The organism is Streptomyces sp. NPDC017225 (genome assembly GCF_044331465.1).
Taxonomy (GTDB): Bacteria; Actinomycetota; Actinomycetes; order Streptomycetales; family Streptomycetaceae; genus Streptomyces.
Genome location: NZ_JBIRNE010000006.1, coordinates 49,568 through 66,792, shown reverse-complemented (window position 1 = coordinate 66,792; position 17,225 = coordinate 49,568). Strand labels below are relative to the sequence as shown.

Here is a 17,225-nt window from a genome sequence, read left to right as displayed (position 1 = left end):
GTTGTGGTACGCCGTCGGACGAAGGTATCCAATCCTCCCGTGCGGGGCGGACGCGCACCGCGCGACCGTACGCGCACACCGCCGCCGTACCCACCCGCTAACGTGGGCCGGATGAGCACCGAGGAGAAGTCCGCGGCCCCCCGGTCCCTCGCGGAGGCGCTCCGCGTCAGGGACGACGTCTCGCTGGCCGCCCTCCTGCGCAGCCGTCCCGACCTCATCACCCCCGTGCCCACGGACCTCACGCAGCTCGCCACCCGCGCCGGCACCCGCGCCTCCGTCGTACGCGCCCTGGAGCGGCTGGACCGGTTCGCGCTGCAGACGGCCCAGGCGCTGGCCGTGGCGGCGGATCCGGCGCCGTACGGGGAACTGGTCCGCCTCATGGCCGGTGACGAGGGCGATCCCGTCGTGACGGCCGCCCTGCCCCGGGCCGTCGCCCTGCTGCGCGAACAGGCCCTGGTGTGGGGTGCCGACGACCGGCTGCGGCTGGTGCGCACCGCCCGCGAGCTGCTCGCGCCCTCCCCGCAGCATCCGTCCCCGACGGGGCTCGGCCCCACCGTGCGGGAGGCGACGGCGGGGATGTCACCGGGCCGGATCCAGGACATCCTGGCCGCGGTCGGGCTGCCCTCGACGCACGACTCCGTCTCCGCCGTGTCCGCGCTCGGCGCCCTGTTCGCCGACCGGCCGCGGATGGCGGCGCTCCTGGCCGAACTGCCCGAGGAGTCCCGGGAGGTGCTGGCCCGGCTGAGGTGGGGCCCGCCCTACGGACAGGTCACCCACGACCCCGCGCCGCACCTGCGCCACCTGCTGGACCGCGGCCTGCTGCTGCCGACCGCGCCCGGCACCGTCGTCCTGCCCCGCGAGGTCGCCCTGCATCTGCGCGGGGGCCGGGCGCACCGCACGCCGGAGCCGGTGCCGCCGCCGGTGGAGGCCGCCGCCGCGCACCGTCCACAGGTTGTGGACGCCACCGCGGCCGGACAGGCCCTGGCGGCGCTGGCGACCGTCGAGGAGCTGCTGAAGGAGTGGGACGAGGGCGGTCCGGCGGTGCTGCGGGCCGGCGGGCTGAGCGTGCGCGACCTGAAGCGGACGGCCGTCGCACTGGACGTGCCCGAGCCGGTGGCCGCGTTCTGGGCCGAGCTGGCCTACGCGGCCGGGCTGATCGCCTCCGACGGCGCGGAGGACGAGCGGTACGCGGCGACCCCGGCGTACGACGAGTGGCGGGAGCTGCCCACCGCGGAGCGCTGGGCGCGGCTCGCCGGGACGTGGCTGACGGCCACCCGCACGCCGGGGGTGGTCGGCGGGCGGGACGCGAAGGACCGTACGCTCTCGGCGCTGGGCCCGAACCTGGACCGTTCGGCGGCGCCGGAGGTACGGCACCGGGTGCTGGCCCTGCTGGCGGGGCTGCCCGAGGGCGCCTCGCCCACCGAGGAGTCGGTGCTGGCCCGGCTGCGCTGGGAACGTCCGCTGCGCGGCCCGCGGCGGGACGGGCGCGAAGGCCAGGACGACGACCTGCGCACGCGGCTGGCCCGCTGGACGCTGTCGGAGGCGGAGCTGCTGGGCGTCACCGGGCGCGGCGCGCTGGCCGCGCCGGGACGGGCGCTGATCGGAGCGCCCGAACCGTCCCGTCCGGAGGAGGCACCGGAGGCTGCCGGGGCGCCCGAGAGCCCCGGCGACAAGCTCCCCGTCCACCATCACCGCACCCCGCCCGCGCCCGCGCCCGCGACCCCCGCCGAACGGGCCGCCGCCACCGCGAGGGCCGCCCGGCTGCTCGCGCCGCTGTTCCCCGAACCGCTGGACCACGTGCTGCTCCAGGCCGACCTGACGGCGGTGGCGCCGGGTCCCCTGGAGCGGCCGCTGGCCGACGTGCTGGGGGTGCTCGCGGACGTGGAGTCCAAGGGCGGGGCGACCGTCTACCGGTTCACGCCGGGCTCGGTGCGCCGCGCCCTGGATTCCGGGCAGGCCGCCGCCGACCTGCACGCCTTCCTGGCGCGGCACTCCCGTACGCCGGTGCCGCAGCCGCTCACGTACCTGATCGACGACGTGGCCCGGCGGCACGGGCGGCTGCGGGTGGGCGCGGCCTCGGCGTACGTGCGCTGTGACGACGACGCGACGCTGGACGAGATCCTCGCCGACAGGCGGGCCTCCGCCCTCGCCCTGCGCCGCCTGGCGCCGACCGTGCTGGCCGCGCAGGCCGACCCGGCGACCCTGCTGGAGGGGCTGCGCGCGATGGGGTTCGCGCCGGCCGCCGAGTCCGCCGGGGGCGACGTGCTGATCGCCCGCGCCGACGCCCACCGCACACCGCCGCGGGCGGCGCCGGAGCCGGTCCCGGACGGTCCGCCGGCGCCCGACGACACGCTTCTGACGGCGGCGATCCGCGCCGTCCGGGCCGGCGACCTGGCCGCCACGGCCCCGCGCAAGCCGGGCCCCGGGAGCGGAGCGGACGACACCCCGGCCGGGGGCGGACTGCCCCGTACCGGTGCCGCCGAGACCCTCGCCACCATGCAGGCGGCCGTCATGACCGGCGAGGCGCTGTGGATCGGCTACGTGAACGCCGAGGGCGCCGCCAGCCAGCGCGTCGTCGCCCCGATCCGGGTGGAGGGCGGCTTCGTGACGGCGTACGACCACACGGCGGACGAGGTGCGCACGTATCCGCTGCACCGGATCACCGGTGTGGCCGAACTCGCGGACGACGCGACGTGAGGTGACGTGCCGCGTCCGTGCTGTGCCGCGTGGCGTGGCCTGCGGTGACGTGGCACTCGGGTCCCTTTGGGGTTTTACGCGCGTCCGGCCGTGGTTCCGCCTTCTTGGACACTTTCGGGCGTACGCGGTGGTTCATGCACGCCACGCCGGGTGATTCGCACCTGCGAGGGAGCTTTCTTCATATTCCGCATCGGTTCGACGGCGGTCGGGCAGCCACCGGTTGCCCTGCAAACCAACCGAAAGGGAGAACCTGATGCGTACTGCAGTTCGCCGCGTCGCCACCGTCCTGGCCTCCACCGCCACCCTCGTCGCGGCGTTCGCCGCCGAGGCCGCCGCGATCGGCATCGACCTCGGCGGGGGCCTGGTCCTCTGACCGTCCGGTGACCGCCCTCTGATCCCTCGCCGATCCCTCCGGTCGGCGACCCCGTCGGCGGGCCGGGTCCCCAGTCCCCCTGGGCCCGGCCCGCTCCGGATTCCTCCCCCCACGCTCCCCCGTGATCCCGAAAGGCCGGACACCGCCATGCGCTCCGAGCTCACCGATCCCGACCGCTCCACCAGCCACTCGGACAGTCACCCGGACAGCCACTCAGACGGCCACTCGAACGATCACTCGAACAGTCACTCCGCCGACCAGTCCGCCGCCCGCTCCGCCGACCAGTCCGCCGCCCGCAACGCCGTCGCCGTCTCCGTCGCCGCCCTGATCACCGCCGCGGCGCTGTTCGGCGCGCTCGCCCCCAAGGCCGCCGCGCTGCCGCTGCTCCTACCGGCCAACGGCATCGAGTCCCTGGTCACGGAGGGGATCAGCATCGAGGGCCCGCTGATCAACAACCTCACTCTTCGCTAGACCCGCCGGGCTCCGGATCAGGCACACTGGACGTTTGGCCGATCCGTCCAGTCGCAGTCGGCCGTACGCGCGCGAAAGGGTGCCGCCCGTGAATGGTCCGCTGATCGTCCAGTCCGACAAGACCCTGCTCCTCGAAGTCGACCACGAGCAGGCCGGGGAGTGCCGTCGGGCCATCGCGCCGTTCGCCGAACTGGAGCGGGCGCCGGAGCACATCCACACCTACCGCCTGACCCCGCTGGGCCTGTGGAACGCGCGGGCGGCGGGCCACGACGCCGAGCAGGTCGTGGACGCGCTCGTCGAGTACAGCCGCTACCCGGTGCCGCACGCGCTGCTCGTCGACATCGCCGAGACGATGGACCGCTACGGCCGCCTCACCCTCTCCAAGCACCCGGCGCACGGCCTGGTCCTGACGAGCACCGACCGGCCGGTGCTGGAGGAGGTCCTGAAGTCGAAGCGGATCGCGCCACTGGTCGGCAACCGCATCGACCCCGACACGGTGGCCGTGCACCCCTCCGAGCGCGGGCAGATCAAGCAGACGCTGCTGAAGCTGGGCTGGCCCGCCGAGGACCTCGCCGGGTACGTCGACGGCGAGGCGCACCCGATCGAGCTGGCCGAGGACGGCTGGGCGCTGCGGCCCTACCAGAAACAGGCGGTGGAGAACTTCTGGCACGGCGGCAGCGGCGTCGTCGTACTCCCCTGCGGCGCCGGGAAGACGCTGGTCGGGGCCGGTTCGATGGCGCAGGCCAAGTCGACGACCCTGATCCTGGTGACGAACACCGTCTCCGCCCGGCAGTGGAAGCACGAGCTGGTGAAGCGGACCTCCCTCACCGAGGAGGAGATCGGCGAGTACAGCGGGACGAAGAAGGAGATCCGGCCGGTCACCATCGCCACGTACCAGGTGCTGACGACGAAGCGGAAGGGCGTCTACCCGCACCTGGAGCTCTTCGACTCCCGGGACTGGGGGCTGGTCGTCTACGACGAGGTGCACCTGCTTCCGGCGCCGGTCTTCAAGTTCACCGCCGACCTCCAGGCGCGGCGGCGGCTCGGTCTGACCGCGACCCTGGTCCGCGAGGACGGCCGCGAGTCGGACGTGTTCTCCCTCATCGGCCCGAAGCGTTTCGACGCGCCGTGGAAGGAGATCGAGGCGCAGGGCTACATCGCGCCCGCCGACTGCGTGGAGGTCCGGGTCAACCTCACCGACTCCGAGCGCCTCGCGTACGCCACCGCCGAGACGGAGGAGAAGTACCGCTTCTGCGCGACGACCGCCACCAAGCGGAAGGTGACGGAGGCGATCGTGCGGCGCTTCGCCGGGCAGCAGATCCTCGTCATCGGCCAGTACATCGACCAGCTCGACGAGCTGGGCGAGCACCTGGGCGCGCCGGTCATCAAGGGCGAGACGTCCAACGCCCAGCGGGAGAAGCTCTTCGAGTCCTTCCGCCAGGGCGAGATCAGCGTGCTGGTCGTGTCCAAGGTCGCGAACTTCTCCATCGACCTGCCGGAGGCGACCGTCGCCATCCAGGTGTCGGGCACCTTCGGGTCCCGGCAGGAGGAGGCCCAGCGGCTCGGCCGGGTGCTGCGTCCGAAGGCCGACGGCCACCAGGCGCACTTCTACTCGGTCGTCGCCCGCGACACCCTCGACCAGGACTTCGCCGCCCACCGCCAGCGCTTCCTGGCGGAGCAGGGCTACGCGTACCGGATCATGGACGCGGACGAGCTGCTGGCGGAGGGCTGACCGGACACCGCGGCCGGGTCCCGGCGAGGATCACCGGCGGCGGACGCCGGCCTCCTCGCCGTACTCACCGAGTACGACCACGTCGAAGGCGGCGCCCGCGAACACCCTGACGGCGCGCACGGCGTCACCGAGCCGGTGCCGGTGGCTGCCGGCCACGGGCGTGGCACCGGACGCGCGGCCCGGTGCCGGGGCGGGGGAGATGGTTGCTGCGCTCATGTCTCCATGGTGCGACCGCGGGCCCCGTACCGGCATCGGTCCGCGGACCGAGCCCCGCCCTTTCCCACTACGACCGTGGAGGGAGCGCGTCCCCCTGAGCGGAGGACGCGATCCCCTAGGGGACGGGAAATAGGTTGGCCCGCGCCGCCTTCCGCCCTCTAGAATCTCCGCTCTTGCCCGCCTCCCCACGGAGTGCCGCCGTCCGGACGGAAACCGGCCGGCCCACCGCGCGCAGCCAGCGCCCACCGCATCGCAGGTCATCCGGAGGCACTCCCTTGTCCACGCCCGTCCACGAAGACCCCCTCTCCAAGGAGCGCGCCCACCTCGCCGCGTCCCGTTCCGCGCTGCGCGCCATGCGCGAGGACGTCGAGTCCCTCGACCTCACCGACGTCACCGCGAACTGGGTCAACGCCGCCGTGCTGGAGAGCCAGATCGAGGAGCGCGTCAAGGCGCTCGCCGACCTCAGCGACACCCCGCTGTTCTTCGGCCGGCTCGACTACCTGCACGCACCGGGTGCCGAGCGGGCGGAGGGCGGGGAGGGGGAGCTCTTCTACGTCGGGCGGCGGCACGTGCACGACACGGACGGCGACCCGATGGTGATCGACTGGCGGGCGCCGGTCTCGCAGCCGTTCTACCGGGCCTCGAAGAAGGACCCCATGGACGTCGCGCTGCGCCGCCGCTTCGGTTACACCGGCGGCGAGCTGACGGCGTACGAGGACGAGCACCTGTCCGACCCGGCCGAGGCGGCCCTCACCAGCAGGCTGCTCCAGCAGGAGATCGAGCGGCCCCGCGTCGGTCCGATGCGCGACATCGTGGCGACCATCCAGCCCGAGCAGGACGAGATCGTACGGGCCGGGCTGACCGGTTCGGTCTGTGTGCAGGGCGGACCCGGCACCGGTAAGACCGCGGTCGGCCTGCACCGGGTCGCCTACCTCCTCTACGCCCACCGCGAGCGCCTCGCCCGCACCGGCACCCTCGTCATCGGCCCCAACAGGTCCTTCCTGCACTACATCGAGCAGGTGCTCCCCGCCCTCGGCGAACTGACGGTCCGCCAGGCGACCGTCGACGACCTGGTGGCGCACGTCGAGGTGCGCGGCGCGGACGAGGCGGCGACGGCGGTGATCAAGGGCGACGCCCGGATGGCGGACGTACTGCGCAGGGCGCTGTACTCGCACGTCACCCTCCCCACCGAGGGCGTCGTCGTGGTGCGCGGCTCGCGCCGCTGGCGGGTGGCCGCGTACGAACTGGAGGAGATCGTCCGCGAGCTGCTCGCCCGCGGCATCCGCTACGGCGCCGCCCGCGAGGCCCTCCCCCAGCGCATCGCGCACGCGGTACTGGTGCGGATGGAACGGGCGGGCGAGGCACCGGACGACCGGGTGCAGAACGCGGTGGCGCGCGACGCCGCCGTGAAGGCGGTGGTGAAGGCGGTCTGGCCGCCGGTCGAGCCCGCGAAGCTCGTCCTGCGGCTCCTGTCGGACGCGGACTTCCTCGCCGAGCACGCCGAGGGCGTCCTCACCGAGGACGAGCGGAAGGCGGTGCTGTGGGCGAAGCCGGCCCGCTCGGTGAAGTCGGCCAAGTGGTCACCCGCCGACACCGTGCTGATCGACGAGGCCACCGACCTCGTCGAGCGCACCCACTCCCTCGGGCACGTGGTCGTCGACGAGGCGCAGGACCTCTCCCCGATGCAGTACCGCGCGGTGGGCCGGCGCTGCACCACCGGCTCGGCGACCGTCCTCGGCGACCTGGCGCAGGGCACCACGCCGTGGGCGACGCGGAGCTGGTCCGACGCGCTGACGCACATGGGCAAGGGCGAGGCCGTGATCGAGGAGCTGACGGCCGGTTTCCGCGTGCCGACGGACGTCATCGCGTACGCCTCCCGGCTGCTGCCGCACATCGCGCCGGGCCTGACGCCGGTGGCGTCGATCCGTGAGAACCCGGGCTTCTTCGACATCCGTACGACCACGGAGGGGACCGCGGACGTGGTGTCCGCCTGCCGCGAGCTGCTGGAGCGCGAGGGCTCGGTCGGCCTGATCGCCGCCGACGCGCGGGTGCCGGAGCTGGCGGAGGCCCTCGAAGCGGCGGGGATCGGTTTCATCGGCCCGGGCGAGGAGACGACCCGCGCCACCCGCCTGACCCTGGTGCCGGCCTCGCTGGCCAAGGGCCTGGAGTACGACTACGTGGTCCTGGACGAGCCGCGGGCCGTGGTCGACGGCGAGCCGGACGAACGGACGGGACTGCGGCGGCTGTACGTCTGTCTGACCCGCGCGGTGTCGGGGCTGATCGTGACGCACGGGGCGGGGCTGCCCTCGCAGTTGGTGTAGCGGGCGCGTGGTGCTTGGGGGCGGGCGGCGCGGACGCGGTACGGGCGCGGGGCCGGTTCGGGCGCGGGGCTGGTTCGGGCGCGGGTCCTGCGGGCGCGGGTCCGGTGCGGGCGCGGGCGCGGGCCCAGCAGGCGCGGGCCCAGCAGGCGCGGGCCCAGCAGGCGCGGGCCCAGCAGGCGCGGGCCCAGCAGGCGCGGGCCCAGCGGGCGCGGGTCCGGTGCGGGTGAACGCGGGGTGGGTGGCGCGGCCCGGCGCCGGCCGGGTGCCGCCGCGCCCACCCGTGCCGCCCCTGGCGGCACGATCGCCCGCGGTCACGCGGTCACGCGGTCACGCGGTCACGCGGTCACGCGGTCACGCGGTCACGCGGTCACGCGGTCACGCGGTCACGCGGTCACGCGGTCACGCGCAGGGTACGCGGGACGCGGTCACGCGCAGGCCACGCGGGACGCGGTCACGCTCCCAGTACCCGGCGCCACTCCCCCACCGCGTCCGCCGACACCGGCCCGTCCCACCCCTGGGGTCTCGCCGCTCCGCCGATGTGGAAGCCGTCGATGCCCGCGTCGAGGAGGCCCGGCACATGTTCCAGCCGCAGGCCGCCCCCCACCAGCAGCTGCTGCTCGTACCCGGGCTCCCCCCGCCGCCGCGCCTCGGCGAGCAGTACGGGCAGTCCGTCGTCGACCCCGCCGGCCGCCCCGGCCGTGAGGTACGTGTCCAGCCCGGGGAAGTCCGCGAGCTGCTTGCGCAGGGCGTCCCGGTTCCCGGCGCGGTCGATGGCGCGGTGGAACGTCCACCGGCACCCGGCCAGCACCCCGGCCACCCGCTCCACGGCCCGCAGGTCCACGTCACCGTCGGTGTCGAGGAACCCCAGCACGAACTGCGTGGCCCCGGCCTCCCGCATCCGCCCCGCGACCCGCGCCAGCCGCTCGACGTCCCCGGCGGCGAACCCGTCGGCGAGCCGCAGCATCACCCGTACGTCGATGTCGACGGCGGCGCGGATCGCGGCGACGGTCTCGGCCGACGGGGTGAGTCCGTCGGCCGCCATGTCGGTGACCAGTTCGAGACGATCCGCGCCTCCGGCCTGGGCGGCGACCGCGTCCTCGACGTCGAGGGCGATCACCTCCAGGACTGCACGCTTGCTCATGGGACCCCATTCGTCGGCCTACTACAGGTCTAGTCCAATCCAAGACTACGCCCCGATGGCAGGCCGGGGCGCCCCTTCGCCCCCGGACACGGCGGACGGTTCAGCCGCCGAAGAGATTCAGTTCCGCCGCATCCACCCCGGCCAGCTCGTACCCGGCCGCGTCGTCCACGGGCCGCCCCGCGAACAGCCGCAGCAGCGTCGCCGCGTCCCCGATGAACCGCCCCGGCGGCCGCTCCCCGCTCACCTCGCCCAGCTTCAGGGGCTCGTCCACGTCGTCGAGGTCGGCGTGCAGCGGCAGGTGACCGCGATCACGGGTGAGCGAGCCGAGGAGCGCGAGCGCGTCCGGCAGCCCGCGCCCCGCGTACGCCCCCGGCTCGCCGAGAGCCACCCGCACATCACCCGCGTGCACCCACTCCCCCAGCGCGAGCCCGTCCAGGGCACCGCCCGCGCGGACGATCACCGGACCGGCCTCGGTCATGCCGCGTTCCAGCTCGTCCACGACCCGGGCGTTCGTCCAGCCGGCGCGTTCGGCGATGTCGCGGTCGTTGGACTCCGGCGAGAAGACACCGTCCTCGAAGCGGTTCTCCACCACTCGCGTCAGCGCGCCGGAACAGTGCGCCAGCACGTCCCGCACGGTCCAGCCCGGACACGCGGCCACCGGCAGCGCGAAGTCGGCGTCCGCCCGGGACCGCAGCAGCGGGACCAGGGCGTCCCGCTCGGTGGCCAGCAGCCGTCCGGGCAGCTCGGGATCGCGTACGTCGTTCACATCCGCGGGAGTCGTCATGGACTCCACGTTAGGGCCGGCCCCGCCGCGCGGTCAGCGTTCCAGCAGGTCGTCCAGTTCGGCGGCGTAGAGCAGGGCGGGATCGAACGCCATGCCGGTGAAGTGGCCCGCGAGTTCCAGGGACAGGACACCGTGCAGCCGGGTCCAGACGGTCAGCGCCCGGTGCAGGACGGCGGGCGGGGCCGGATGGCCGGCGGCCCACTGCCGGTGACCTTCGAGGTGCGTGTCGAAGGGTGTCGCGGGGCGCTCCGAGGGCAGCGCGGCGCAGGCGTCGAGGATGGCCGTCATCGTCTCGGCGGCGATCCCGGTGATGTCGTCGGGCGCGCGGTAGCCCGGGACGGGGGTGCCGAAGACGAGGAAGTAGCGATGGGGGTCGTCCAGGGCCCACGCGCGCATGGCGTGCGCCAGCCCGGCGAGGTCGGCGCCCGCCCCCAAGGCCGCCCGGAAGGTGTCGGCGAGGCTTCGGTACGCGTCCCTGACCAGTTCGGTGATCAGCTCGTCCCGGCCGCCGAAGTACCGGTAGAGCGCGGGGCCGCTCATCCCCATCCGCTTGGCGATCGCGTTGAGGGAGAGCGCGGACGCCCCCGCCGACGCGATCTGCTCCCAGGCGTGTTCCTTGATCTCCGCGCGCACCTGGGTGCGGTAGCGCTCGCGCGGGGTCCTCGTGGTCTTGGTGCGCGCTTCCGGCACGGGTCCACCGCCCTCCGCCTCCCGCGGAGCGTCTCCGCGAACCGGCCACTCGAACTACAGCGTCAAAGGTCGGTTAGAGGCTATCAGCGCGACGGTCTTCCCAGCTGGTCCCGGAGCCTCGGCGAATCACCGCACGGGCCGAGGACCCGGCCTCAGGTACTGGTCGGCTGGATCATTTTCCGGCCCGCGGTGCTTCCGCCGTCCACGGCGACCGACGCACCCGTCATGTACGGGAAGTCGTCGGACGCGAGCCCGAGCACCGCGTGCGCGATCTCCTCGGCTTCGGCCATCCGTTCGAGACCGTCGACGTTGAGCGGCCCCCATGCCCGCTTGTACCCGGCCCAATCCGCGTCCGGGATTCCCGGCGGACGGACGAAGGGGGTGTCGGTGGTGCCGGGCAGCAGGGCGTTGACCCTGATTCCCTCGGGTCCGTACGCCAGCGCCGCGGACTTCACGATGCCCTGCACCGCCCGCTTGCTCGCGGTGTACGCGGCGCCGTTCGGCCGCGCCTGTTCGGCCGCCGACGACGAGGTGCAGATGATGACGCCGCGCCCCGCCCTGAGCATGTGCGGGATCTCGTACTTGATCGCGAGGAAGACGCCCCGGGCGTTGGTGGCCTGGACGTCGTCCCACTCCTCGACGCTCATCTCGTGGGGCAGTTTGCCCCCGCCGATACCGGCGTTGTTGAAGGCCACGTCGATGCCGCCGTAACGACTCGCGACCCGGTCCACGAAACTCCGCACCTGGGCGGCCTCCCGGACGTCGGCCTGGACGAAGGCGGCTTCGCCGCCCGCTTCCCGGATCTCCCGTTCCACCTGGCGGCCCAACTCGGCCCGTCTGCCGCAGAATCCGACGTGGGCGCCCTCCTCGGCGAACGCCTTCGCCGTCGCCCTGCCGATACCCGATGTGGCGCCCGTGACGAGCACCGACTTCCCCCGGAAGCGGCCGGCCCGGGGACGGGAGCCGGACTGGTCGCCGGCCGCGTGGGCGGTGCCGCCGAAGGCCGCGCCCGCCAGGCCCAGGGCGGCAGCGCCACCGAGGAGGGCGCGCCGCCCCGGGGCGGCGGAACCGGCGGCCGCACCAGCACTCGTGTTCGCGTTCGCGTTCGTGTCCATGACGAGCACACTGGCAGCCCGTCCCGGACCCACGGCTCCGTCCTCGGGCCGGACGTCGCGGCCGGATGGAGGAGTCGCCCTCCTTCCGCGGCAGGACCCCAGGAGTACGACCGCCCGCCTATCGTGGGCCGCGTGAACCGGTCTTGGATCGAGCTTGCGTTCGACAGGAGATTCGCCGTCATACGGGTCTGGGCACTCGCCGGCGTACTGATCGGCTACTTCCTGCTGCTGCAAAGGCCCTCCGGAGCCCAGGACCGGGCCCTGGCCGCAGTCGGCCTCGTACTGTGCCTGGCCGCGGGCAGGTGGGCGTTCGGCGCTCTCCTGGCGCAGTCGGCCCTGCTCGTCGTCGCACACGCGCTGGGCGCGAGCACCGTCTCCCCGGTGAAGGTGCTGGCCGCGGTGACCCTCTTCGAACTGGCGGTCAGGCAGTCCGGACGCCACCTGGCCGCGGGGACGACGGCACTGGCACTCGCCGTCGCCGTGAACCGCCTGGAGGACCTGCCCGGCGAACTACTGCCGGTGCTCTACAAGATGGGCATCGTCGCGGGCCTACCACTCCTCCTGGGCGCGTACGTACGCGTGACCCGCGACGCCGCGACGCACGCCCGTCAGTACGCGGAGCAGCAGGAACTCCGCGCCGAACAACAGCTGCTGGCCGCCCGCGCGGCGGAGCGCACCACCATCGCGCGCGAGTTGCACGACCTCGTGGCCCACCACGTCTCCTCCATGGTGCTGCGCGTCGGTGTCGCCCGGCATGTCGTCGCCGCCACCGGCACCACCGACCCGCGGATCCCCGAAGTCCTCGACGACCTGCACTCCAGTGCAGGCGCGGCACTGACCGATCTGCGGCGCCTGGTGACCGTACTGCGCGCCCCGGACCGTACCGGTCCCGGCACCGGTTCCCCGGTCTCACCCGGGGCCCTGCCGACGGCGTTGGAGTCGGTGGTGGAACACGGCCGCCAGACCGGCCTCGCCGTGACCGCGTCCGTGGACCCCCGTGTCGCACGGCTCGACGCGGTACGTGGCCTCGCGGTCCTCCGACTGGCCCAGGAGGGCCTGGCCAACGCGGCCAAGCACGGCGGGCCCGGCGCACACGCCGAGCTGGCCGTACGGGTCGACGACGACGCCGTACACGTGACGATCCACGACGACGGGGCCGGGAGAACCCGGCCACCGGCCCCGGGCCCGTCCGGACACGGCCTGATCGGCATGCGCGAACGCGTGGACCTGCTCGGCGGCCGGCTGGACGCAGGCCCCTCGGCCCGGGGCTGGCGTCTCACGGCCGAACTGCCCGCCCTCACACCCGGCATGGAGCTGCAGTCGTGATCCGTCTCCTCGTCGTCGACGACCAGCAACTCGTCCGCATGGGGCTGCGCATGCTCTTCGAGCAGGCTCCGGACATCGAGATCCAGGGCGAGGCGGACAACGGAGCGGAGGCGGTACGGCTGGCCGAACGACTCACCCCCGACGTCGTCCTGATGGACCTGAGAATGCCCGGCGTGGACGGCATCACGGCCACCCGCCGCATCCTGGCGGCGCGCCCCGCCACCCGGGTCGTCGCCCTCACCACGTTCGACGACGACGACCATCTCTATCCGGTGCTCGCGGCCGGGGCCTGTGGTTTCCTCGTCAAGGACACCCCACCGGCCGAACTCCTGGACGCCGTACGCCGGGCCGCGGGCGGAGAGGCCCCCTTCAGCCGGGACGTCCTCGAGCGCCTCGTCGCCCAGGCTCTCCACGCCCGCTCCCCCTCCGACACCCCGGCGGAACTCCCGGTACCGGCCATCACCCCGCGCGAGCGGGAGGTTCTCGGCCTCCTGGGCGTGGGCCTGTCCAACCAGGAGATCGCCGACCGGCTGCACCTCGGGATCACCACGGTGAAGACGCACGTGGCGAGCCTGATGGCGAAGACGGGCCGGGACAACCGCATCCGTCTCGCCGTTCTCGCCGCCCTCACCGGTATCAGCCCGGACTGACCGCTCCCGACCTCGCCCCGCGCCCCCTGCCCGCTCCGGGACGCGATGCTCCGCGCAGTCCTCCAACGCGGTACCTCCACTGCGGGGCGCCTCCGGTGCGGTGCCTTACCCGCGCGGGCCGTCCTGCGCGGACTCCCGCGCCGTCCCGGACACGGGTACCGCGCATTCCGAGCACGCTCTTCGAGGGCACAGAAGGGCGCTCACCGGGGACAATGGCCGCATGGCCGACCTCGACGCCCTGCGCTCCCGTTTCGCCCGCGCCCTGGACGGAGCCGCCGGCCCCGCCCGGGGGACCGGCCGCCCCGACCCGGCGCCGTACGCCGACAACCTGCTCGCCCGCTGGCAGGAGCCCGCGCGGCGCTACCACACGCTCGCGCACCTCACCTCGGTCCTGGACCACGTCGACGTCCTGGAGGAGCACGCCGTCGACGCCGACGTGGTGCGGCTCGCCGCCTGGTTCCACGACGCCGTCTACCTCCCCGACCGCTCCGAGAACGAGGAGCGCTCGGCCCGCCTCGCCGAGCGCGCGCTGCCCGAGGCCGGGGTGCCGGCGCACAAGACCGCCGAGGTGGCGCGGCTGGTGCGGCTCACCGTCACGCACGACCCCGCCGACGACGACCGCGACGGACAGGTGCTGTGCGACGCCGACCTGGCGATCCTCGCGGCGCCTCCCTCGGCGTACGCCGCGTACACGGCCGCCGTCCGCGAGGAGTACCACTTCGTGCCGAACGAGGACTTCCGCGAGGGCCGTGCCGCGGTCCTCCGCCGGCTCCTCGCCCTGCCCCGGCTGTTCCGCACCCCGCACGGGCGGCGGGAGTGGGAGGCGACCGCCCGCCACAACCTCACCGGCGAGCTGGTAATGCTGTCGCCCGGGGACGAACCCGCCCCGTAGCCTGCCCGGCATGCGGAGCATGGGTGGGGAACAGGTGGAGGAGGCCGTCGCGAGCGCGGTCGCGCTGCTGCGGACGGCGACGGACCGGGACTGGGAGGCGGCACGCGCCGGGCGCCTGAAGTGGAGCTGCCGGGAGACGGCGGAGCACCTCGCGGGCGACTTCGTCTTCTACGCGGGCCAGCTCGCCGGACGCGCCACCGAGGCCTGCGTCCCCTTCGAGATCACCTTCGACGACGGCACGGACAACGAGGGCGTCCTGCACGTCATCGAGACGACCTGCGCCCTGCTCACCGCCACCCTCCGCACCACGCCGCGCGAGGTCCGCGCCTTCCACCCCTACCCCTTCCGCAGCGCGGACCGCGAGGGCTTCGCCGCCATGGGCGTCACCGAGGTACTCGCGCACACGCACGACATCGCCGAGGGCCTCGGACTGGCCTACGAGCCGCCCGCCGCCCTGTGCCCGGACGTCCTCGCCCGGATCTTCCCGCACGTCCGGCCCGGAGACGACCCCTGGCGCACCCTGCTGTGGGCCACCGGCCGCGGCGAACTGCCCGGCCGCGCGCCGGTCACCGGGTGGCGCTGGCTCAACAACCTGGTCGTCCCGGCCGAGCGCCTCACCCTCCAGGGCGTCACCCCGGCCGCCGCCACCGACCTGGTGGCGGGCGGCGACGGCGGCTTCGAATGGGCCGGCGGCGGCCCCTTCCAGGGCACCCGGGACGCCGCCGGGATGCTGCTGCAGGCGTACGAGGCGGGCGTGCACCGGCCCGAGTGGGGGGTCTTCGTACTCGTGCGCCGCGAGGACGGCCGCGCGGTCGGCGGCATGGGCTTCCACGGGGTGCCGGACGAGGAGGGCAGGGTGGAGATCGGCTACGACCTCGTGGAGGCGGCCCGCGGCCACGGCTACGCCACCGAGGGCCTGCGGGCGCTGTCCGCGTGGGCGCTGGCCCGCGAGGAGGTGACGTCCGTGTTCGCGACGACCGAGCCCGTCAACCTCGCCTCCCAGGCCGTGATCGTCCGCGCCGGTTTCACCCGGGTCGCGAAGGACGAGAGGCAACTCGCCTACGAGCTGCGCGGCACGCGCGGCTGAACGGCGCCCTTGCGGCGCCGCAGCCCCGCCCCGTGCAGCAGCCGCACCACCTCGCGGCTGCTGACCTCCAGCGCACCGGCGGACACGGCGTCGGCGTACCGCTGGGCGGGGACGTCGTAGTGGTCGCGTTCGAAGGCGCGGCGCGGCACGCCCAGGGTCTCGGCGAACGCGTGCAGCTCGGCGTAGGAGACGTCGCTGACGAGGTGCGACCACATGCGGCCGTGCCCGGGCCAGCTCGGCGGATCGATGTAGACGCTCACCGGGCCGCCCTCACGAAGGGGTGCCTGTGACGGCGCCGCCCAGCGAGCCGACCGCCGCGACCCTCACGCCCGCCTTGCCGCACACCCAGTGCGGGTCGGGGCCGAGCTCCGGCTCGACCTCCAGCGCGTGCGGGTCGCCGGAGCCGCACACCGGGCACAGCGGCCAGCGCCCGTACCGCTCCAGCAGCGCGTCCTGCACGTCCTGCGCGACCAGCCCGGCCACGAACTCCGCGCCCTCGGGCCACTGCTCGACCCACCAGCGCCGCTGTACGACGGACTCCTCGACCAGCGAGACGACGTCCGGCTCGGCGACCTGGCCCGCCACCAGGTCGGCGAGGACGAGGGCGCGTGCGGCGTGCAGCGTCTGCTCCAGGGGGCTGATGGGGTCGTCCATGCACCCATTGTGCGCACTCTTGACCCGTGGACCGAAACGAAAATATCTTTCAGCGGTGACCGATGAAGTGAAGGAAACTTTCGGCAGCGCGCGCGGCGGGAGCACGCGCGGCGGCGGTGCGACCGGTGGCGCGACCGGTGCCCGCCACGGCGCCGGAAGCGGGGGCGCGCCGCCCGCGCCCGCCGCCCTCGCCGCCAAGGTCCGCACGCTGGCGCCGTCGATGACCCGTTCCATGCAGCGGGTCGCCGAGGCGGTCGCGGGTGACCCGGCCGGCTGCGCGGCCCTCACGGTCACCGGCCTCGCCGAGCTCACCGGCACCAGCGAGGCGACCGTCGTACGCACCGCCCGGCTGCTCGGCTACCCCGGCTACCGCGACCTGCGCCTCGCGCTCGCCGGGCTCGCCGCCCAGCAGCAGTCCGGCCGCGCGCCCGCCATCACGACCGACATCGCGGTCGACGACCCGATCGCCGACGTCGTCGCCAAGCTGGCCTACGACGAGCAGCAGACCCTCGCCGACACCGCCGCCTCACTGGACACCGTCCAGCTGGGCGCGGCCGTCGCCGCGCTCGCCGCCGCCCGCCGCACCGACGTGTACGGCATCGGCGCCTCGGGCCTGGTGGCGCAGGACCTCACCCAGAAGCTCCTGCGCATAGGGCTCATAGCGCACGCCCCCAGCGATCCGCACCTCGCCGTCACCAACGCGGTGCAGTTGCGCGCCGGGGACGTCGCCCTCGCCATCACGCACTCCGGGTCGACCGGGGACGTCATCGAGCCGCTGCGGGCCGCCTTCGAACGCGGGGCGACGACCGTCGCCATCACCGGCCGTCCCGACAGCCCCGTCACGCAGTACGCCGACCACGTGCTGACCACGTCCACGTCCAGGGAGAGCGAGCTGCGGCCGGCGGCGATGTCGTCGCGGACCAGCCAGCTGCTGGTGGTCGACTGTCTGTTCGTGGGGGTGGCGCAGCGGACGTACGAGTCGGCCGCGCCGGCCCTGTCGGCGTCCTACGAGGCGTTGGCCCACCGGCACGGGAGCCGCGGGAGATCGTAGGCCCCCGCGCCCCGGGTAAGTACAG

The 17,225-nt window shown here is 74.2% G+C and carries 16 protein-coding genes; 9 read left to right on the top strand and 7 right to left on the bottom strand.

Annotation, left to right across the window (positions count from 1 at the left end; translation table 11 throughout):
- Window positions 1–111 precede the first annotated feature (111 nt).
- The 3 genes from ACH4NX_RS15870 to ACH4NX_RS15860 all read left to right on the top strand — a co-directional run bounded on the left by ACH4NX_RS15870 (window position 112) and on the right by ACH4NX_RS15860 (window position 5,273).
- A complete protein-coding gene (locus tag ACH4NX_RS15870; protein WP_351389346.1) occupies window positions 112–2,697 on the top strand; it encodes a helicase C-terminal domain-containing protein in 2,586 nt (861 codons plus the stop codon).
- 520 nt (window positions 2,698–3,217) lie between these two features.
- Window positions 3,218–3,541: a hypothetical protein gene (locus ACH4NX_RS15865; RefSeq protein ID WP_351389348.1), complete on the top strand. Its 324-nt coding sequence runs from the start codon at window positions 3,218–3,220 to the stop codon at window positions 3,539–3,541.
- 88 nt (window positions 3,542–3,629) lie between these two features.
- Window positions 3,630–5,273, top strand: a complete 1,644-nt coding sequence (locus ACH4NX_RS15860) for a DNA repair helicase XPB (RefSeq protein WP_351389351.1) — start codon at window positions 3,630–3,632, stop codon at window positions 5,271–5,273.
- Window positions 5,274–5,303: 30 nt separating this feature from the next.
- On the opposite strand, the gene ACH4NX_RS15855 is transcribed toward ACH4NX_RS15860, so the two are convergent.
- Window positions 5,304–5,489, bottom strand: coding sequence for a hypothetical protein (locus ACH4NX_RS15855; RefSeq protein WP_351389353.1), 186 nt, complete (start codon window positions 5,487–5,489; stop codon window positions 5,304–5,306).
- 275 nt (window positions 5,490–5,764) lie between these two features.
- Between ACH4NX_RS15855 and ACH4NX_RS15850 the strand changes: the two genes are divergently transcribed.
- Window positions 5,765–7,810, top strand: a complete 2,046-nt coding sequence (locus tag ACH4NX_RS15850; RefSeq protein WP_398127540.1) for a HelD family protein — start codon at window positions 5,765–5,767, stop codon at window positions 7,808–7,810.
- A 451-nt stretch (window positions 7,811–8,261) separates the two neighbouring features.
- Here the strand turns inward: ACH4NX_RS15850 and ACH4NX_RS15845 are convergent, their stop codons facing one another.
- From ACH4NX_RS15845 to ACH4NX_RS15830, 4 genes are all read right to left on the bottom strand, one after another.
- Window positions 8,262–8,951, bottom strand: a complete 690-nt coding sequence (locus tag ACH4NX_RS15845) for a copper homeostasis protein CutC (RefSeq protein ID WP_398127539.1) — start codon at window positions 8,949–8,951, stop codon at window positions 8,262–8,264.
- A 100-nt stretch (window positions 8,952–9,051) separates the two neighbouring features.
- Window positions 9,052–9,735 (bottom strand): maleylpyruvate isomerase family mycothiol-dependent enzyme, encoded by a 684-nt coding sequence (locus tag ACH4NX_RS15840; protein WP_398127538.1) that lies wholly within the window; start codon window positions 9,733–9,735, stop codon window positions 9,052–9,054.
- A gap of 33 nt (window positions 9,736–9,768) precedes the next feature.
- Window positions 9,769–10,425, bottom strand: coding sequence for a TetR/AcrR family transcriptional regulator (locus ACH4NX_RS15835; protein WP_398127537.1), 657 nt, complete (start codon window positions 10,423–10,425; stop codon window positions 9,769–9,771).
- A gap of 152 nt (window positions 10,426–10,577) precedes the next feature.
- Window positions 10,578–11,540 (bottom strand): SDR family NAD(P)-dependent oxidoreductase, encoded by a 963-nt coding sequence (locus ACH4NX_RS15830; RefSeq protein WP_398127536.1) that lies wholly within the window; start codon window positions 11,538–11,540, stop codon window positions 10,578–10,580.
- Between the two features lie 132 nt (window positions 11,541–11,672).
- Here ACH4NX_RS15830 and ACH4NX_RS15825 point away from each other — a divergent pair, with 132 nt between their 5' ends.
- The 4 genes from ACH4NX_RS15825 (at window position 11,673) to ACH4NX_RS15810 (ending at window position 15,495) form a co-directional block, all read left to right on the top strand.
- Window positions 11,673–12,866, top strand: coding sequence for a sensor histidine kinase (locus ACH4NX_RS15825; protein ID WP_398127535.1), 1,194 nt, complete (start codon window positions 11,673–11,675; stop codon window positions 12,864–12,866).
- Window positions 12,863–13,516 (top strand): response regulator, encoded by a 654-nt coding sequence (locus ACH4NX_RS15820; protein WP_398127534.1) that lies wholly within the window; start codon window positions 12,863–12,865, stop codon window positions 13,514–13,516. Before ACH4NX_RS15825 ends, ACH4NX_RS15820 begins: the two co-directional genes overlap by 4 nt.
- Before the next feature lie 220 nt (window positions 13,517–13,736).
- Window positions 13,737–14,408: a hypothetical protein gene (locus ACH4NX_RS15815; RefSeq protein WP_398127533.1), complete on the top strand. Its 672-nt coding sequence runs from the start codon at window positions 13,737–13,739 to the stop codon at window positions 14,406–14,408.
- Between the two features lie 10 nt (window positions 14,409–14,418).
- Window positions 14,419–15,495 (top strand): GNAT family N-acetyltransferase, encoded by a 1,077-nt coding sequence (locus tag ACH4NX_RS15810; RefSeq protein ID WP_398127532.1) that lies wholly within the window; start codon window positions 14,419–14,421, stop codon window positions 15,493–15,495.
- Here ACH4NX_RS15810 and ACH4NX_RS15805 read toward each other — a convergent pair.
- Window positions 15,468–15,755, bottom strand: a complete 288-nt coding sequence (locus ACH4NX_RS15805; protein WP_351401761.1) for a DUF4031 domain-containing protein — start codon at window positions 15,753–15,755, stop codon at window positions 15,468–15,470. The two genes, ACH4NX_RS15810 and ACH4NX_RS15805, sit on opposite strands and share 28 nt — an antisense overlap.
- A 10-nt stretch (window positions 15,756–15,765) precedes the next feature.
- A complete protein-coding gene (locus tag ACH4NX_RS15800) occupies window positions 15,766–16,149 on the bottom strand; it encodes a hypothetical protein (protein WP_351401763.1) in 384 nt (127 codons plus the stop codon).
- A gap of 55 nt (window positions 16,150–16,204) precedes the next feature.
- On the opposite strand from ACH4NX_RS15800, the gene ACH4NX_RS15795 reads away from it, so the two are divergent.
- On the top strand, window positions 16,205–17,200 hold the full coding sequence (locus tag ACH4NX_RS15795) for a MurR/RpiR family transcriptional regulator (protein WP_398127531.1): 996 nt from the start codon (window positions 16,205–16,207) through the stop codon (window positions 17,198–17,200).
- The last annotated feature ends 25 nt before the right edge of the window (window positions 17,201–17,225 follow it).

Bases quoted from the DNA above. Each gene is read 5' to 3' on its own strand.
- ACH4NX_RS15840 (WP_398127538.1), bottom strand. From the start codon at position 9,735: ATGACGACTCCCGCGGATGTGAACGACGTACGCGATCCCGAGCTGCCC.
- ACH4NX_RS15830 (WP_398127536.1), bottom strand. From the start codon at position 11,540: ATGGACACGAACGCGAACGCGAACACGAGTGCTGGTGCGGCCGCCGGT.
- ACH4NX_RS15815 (WP_398127533.1), top strand. From the start codon at position 13,737: ATGGCCGACCTCGACGCCCTGCGCTCCCGTTTCGCCCGCGCCCTGGAC.
- ACH4NX_RS15845 (WP_398127539.1), bottom strand. From the start codon at position 8,951: ATGAGCAAGCGTGCAGTCCTGGAGGTGATCGCCCTCGACGTCGAGGAC.
- ACH4NX_RS15855 (WP_351389353.1), bottom strand. From the start codon at position 5,489: ATGAGCGCAGCAACCATCTCCCCCGCCCCGGCACCGGGCCGCGCGTCC.
- ACH4NX_RS15810 (WP_398127532.1), top strand. From the start codon at position 14,419: ATGCGGAGCATGGGTGGGGAACAGGTGGAGGAGGCCGTCGCGAGCGCG.
- ACH4NX_RS15870 (WP_351389346.1), top strand. From the start codon at position 112: ATGAGCACCGAGGAGAAGTCCGCGGCCCCCCGGTCCCTCGCGGAGGCG.
- ACH4NX_RS15800 (WP_351401763.1), bottom strand. From the start codon at position 16,149: ATGGACGACCCCATCAGCCCCCTGGAGCAGACGCTGCACGCCGCACGC.
- ACH4NX_RS15865 (WP_351389348.1), top strand. From the start codon at position 3,218: ATGCGCTCCGAGCTCACCGATCCCGACCGCTCCACCAGCCACTCGGAC.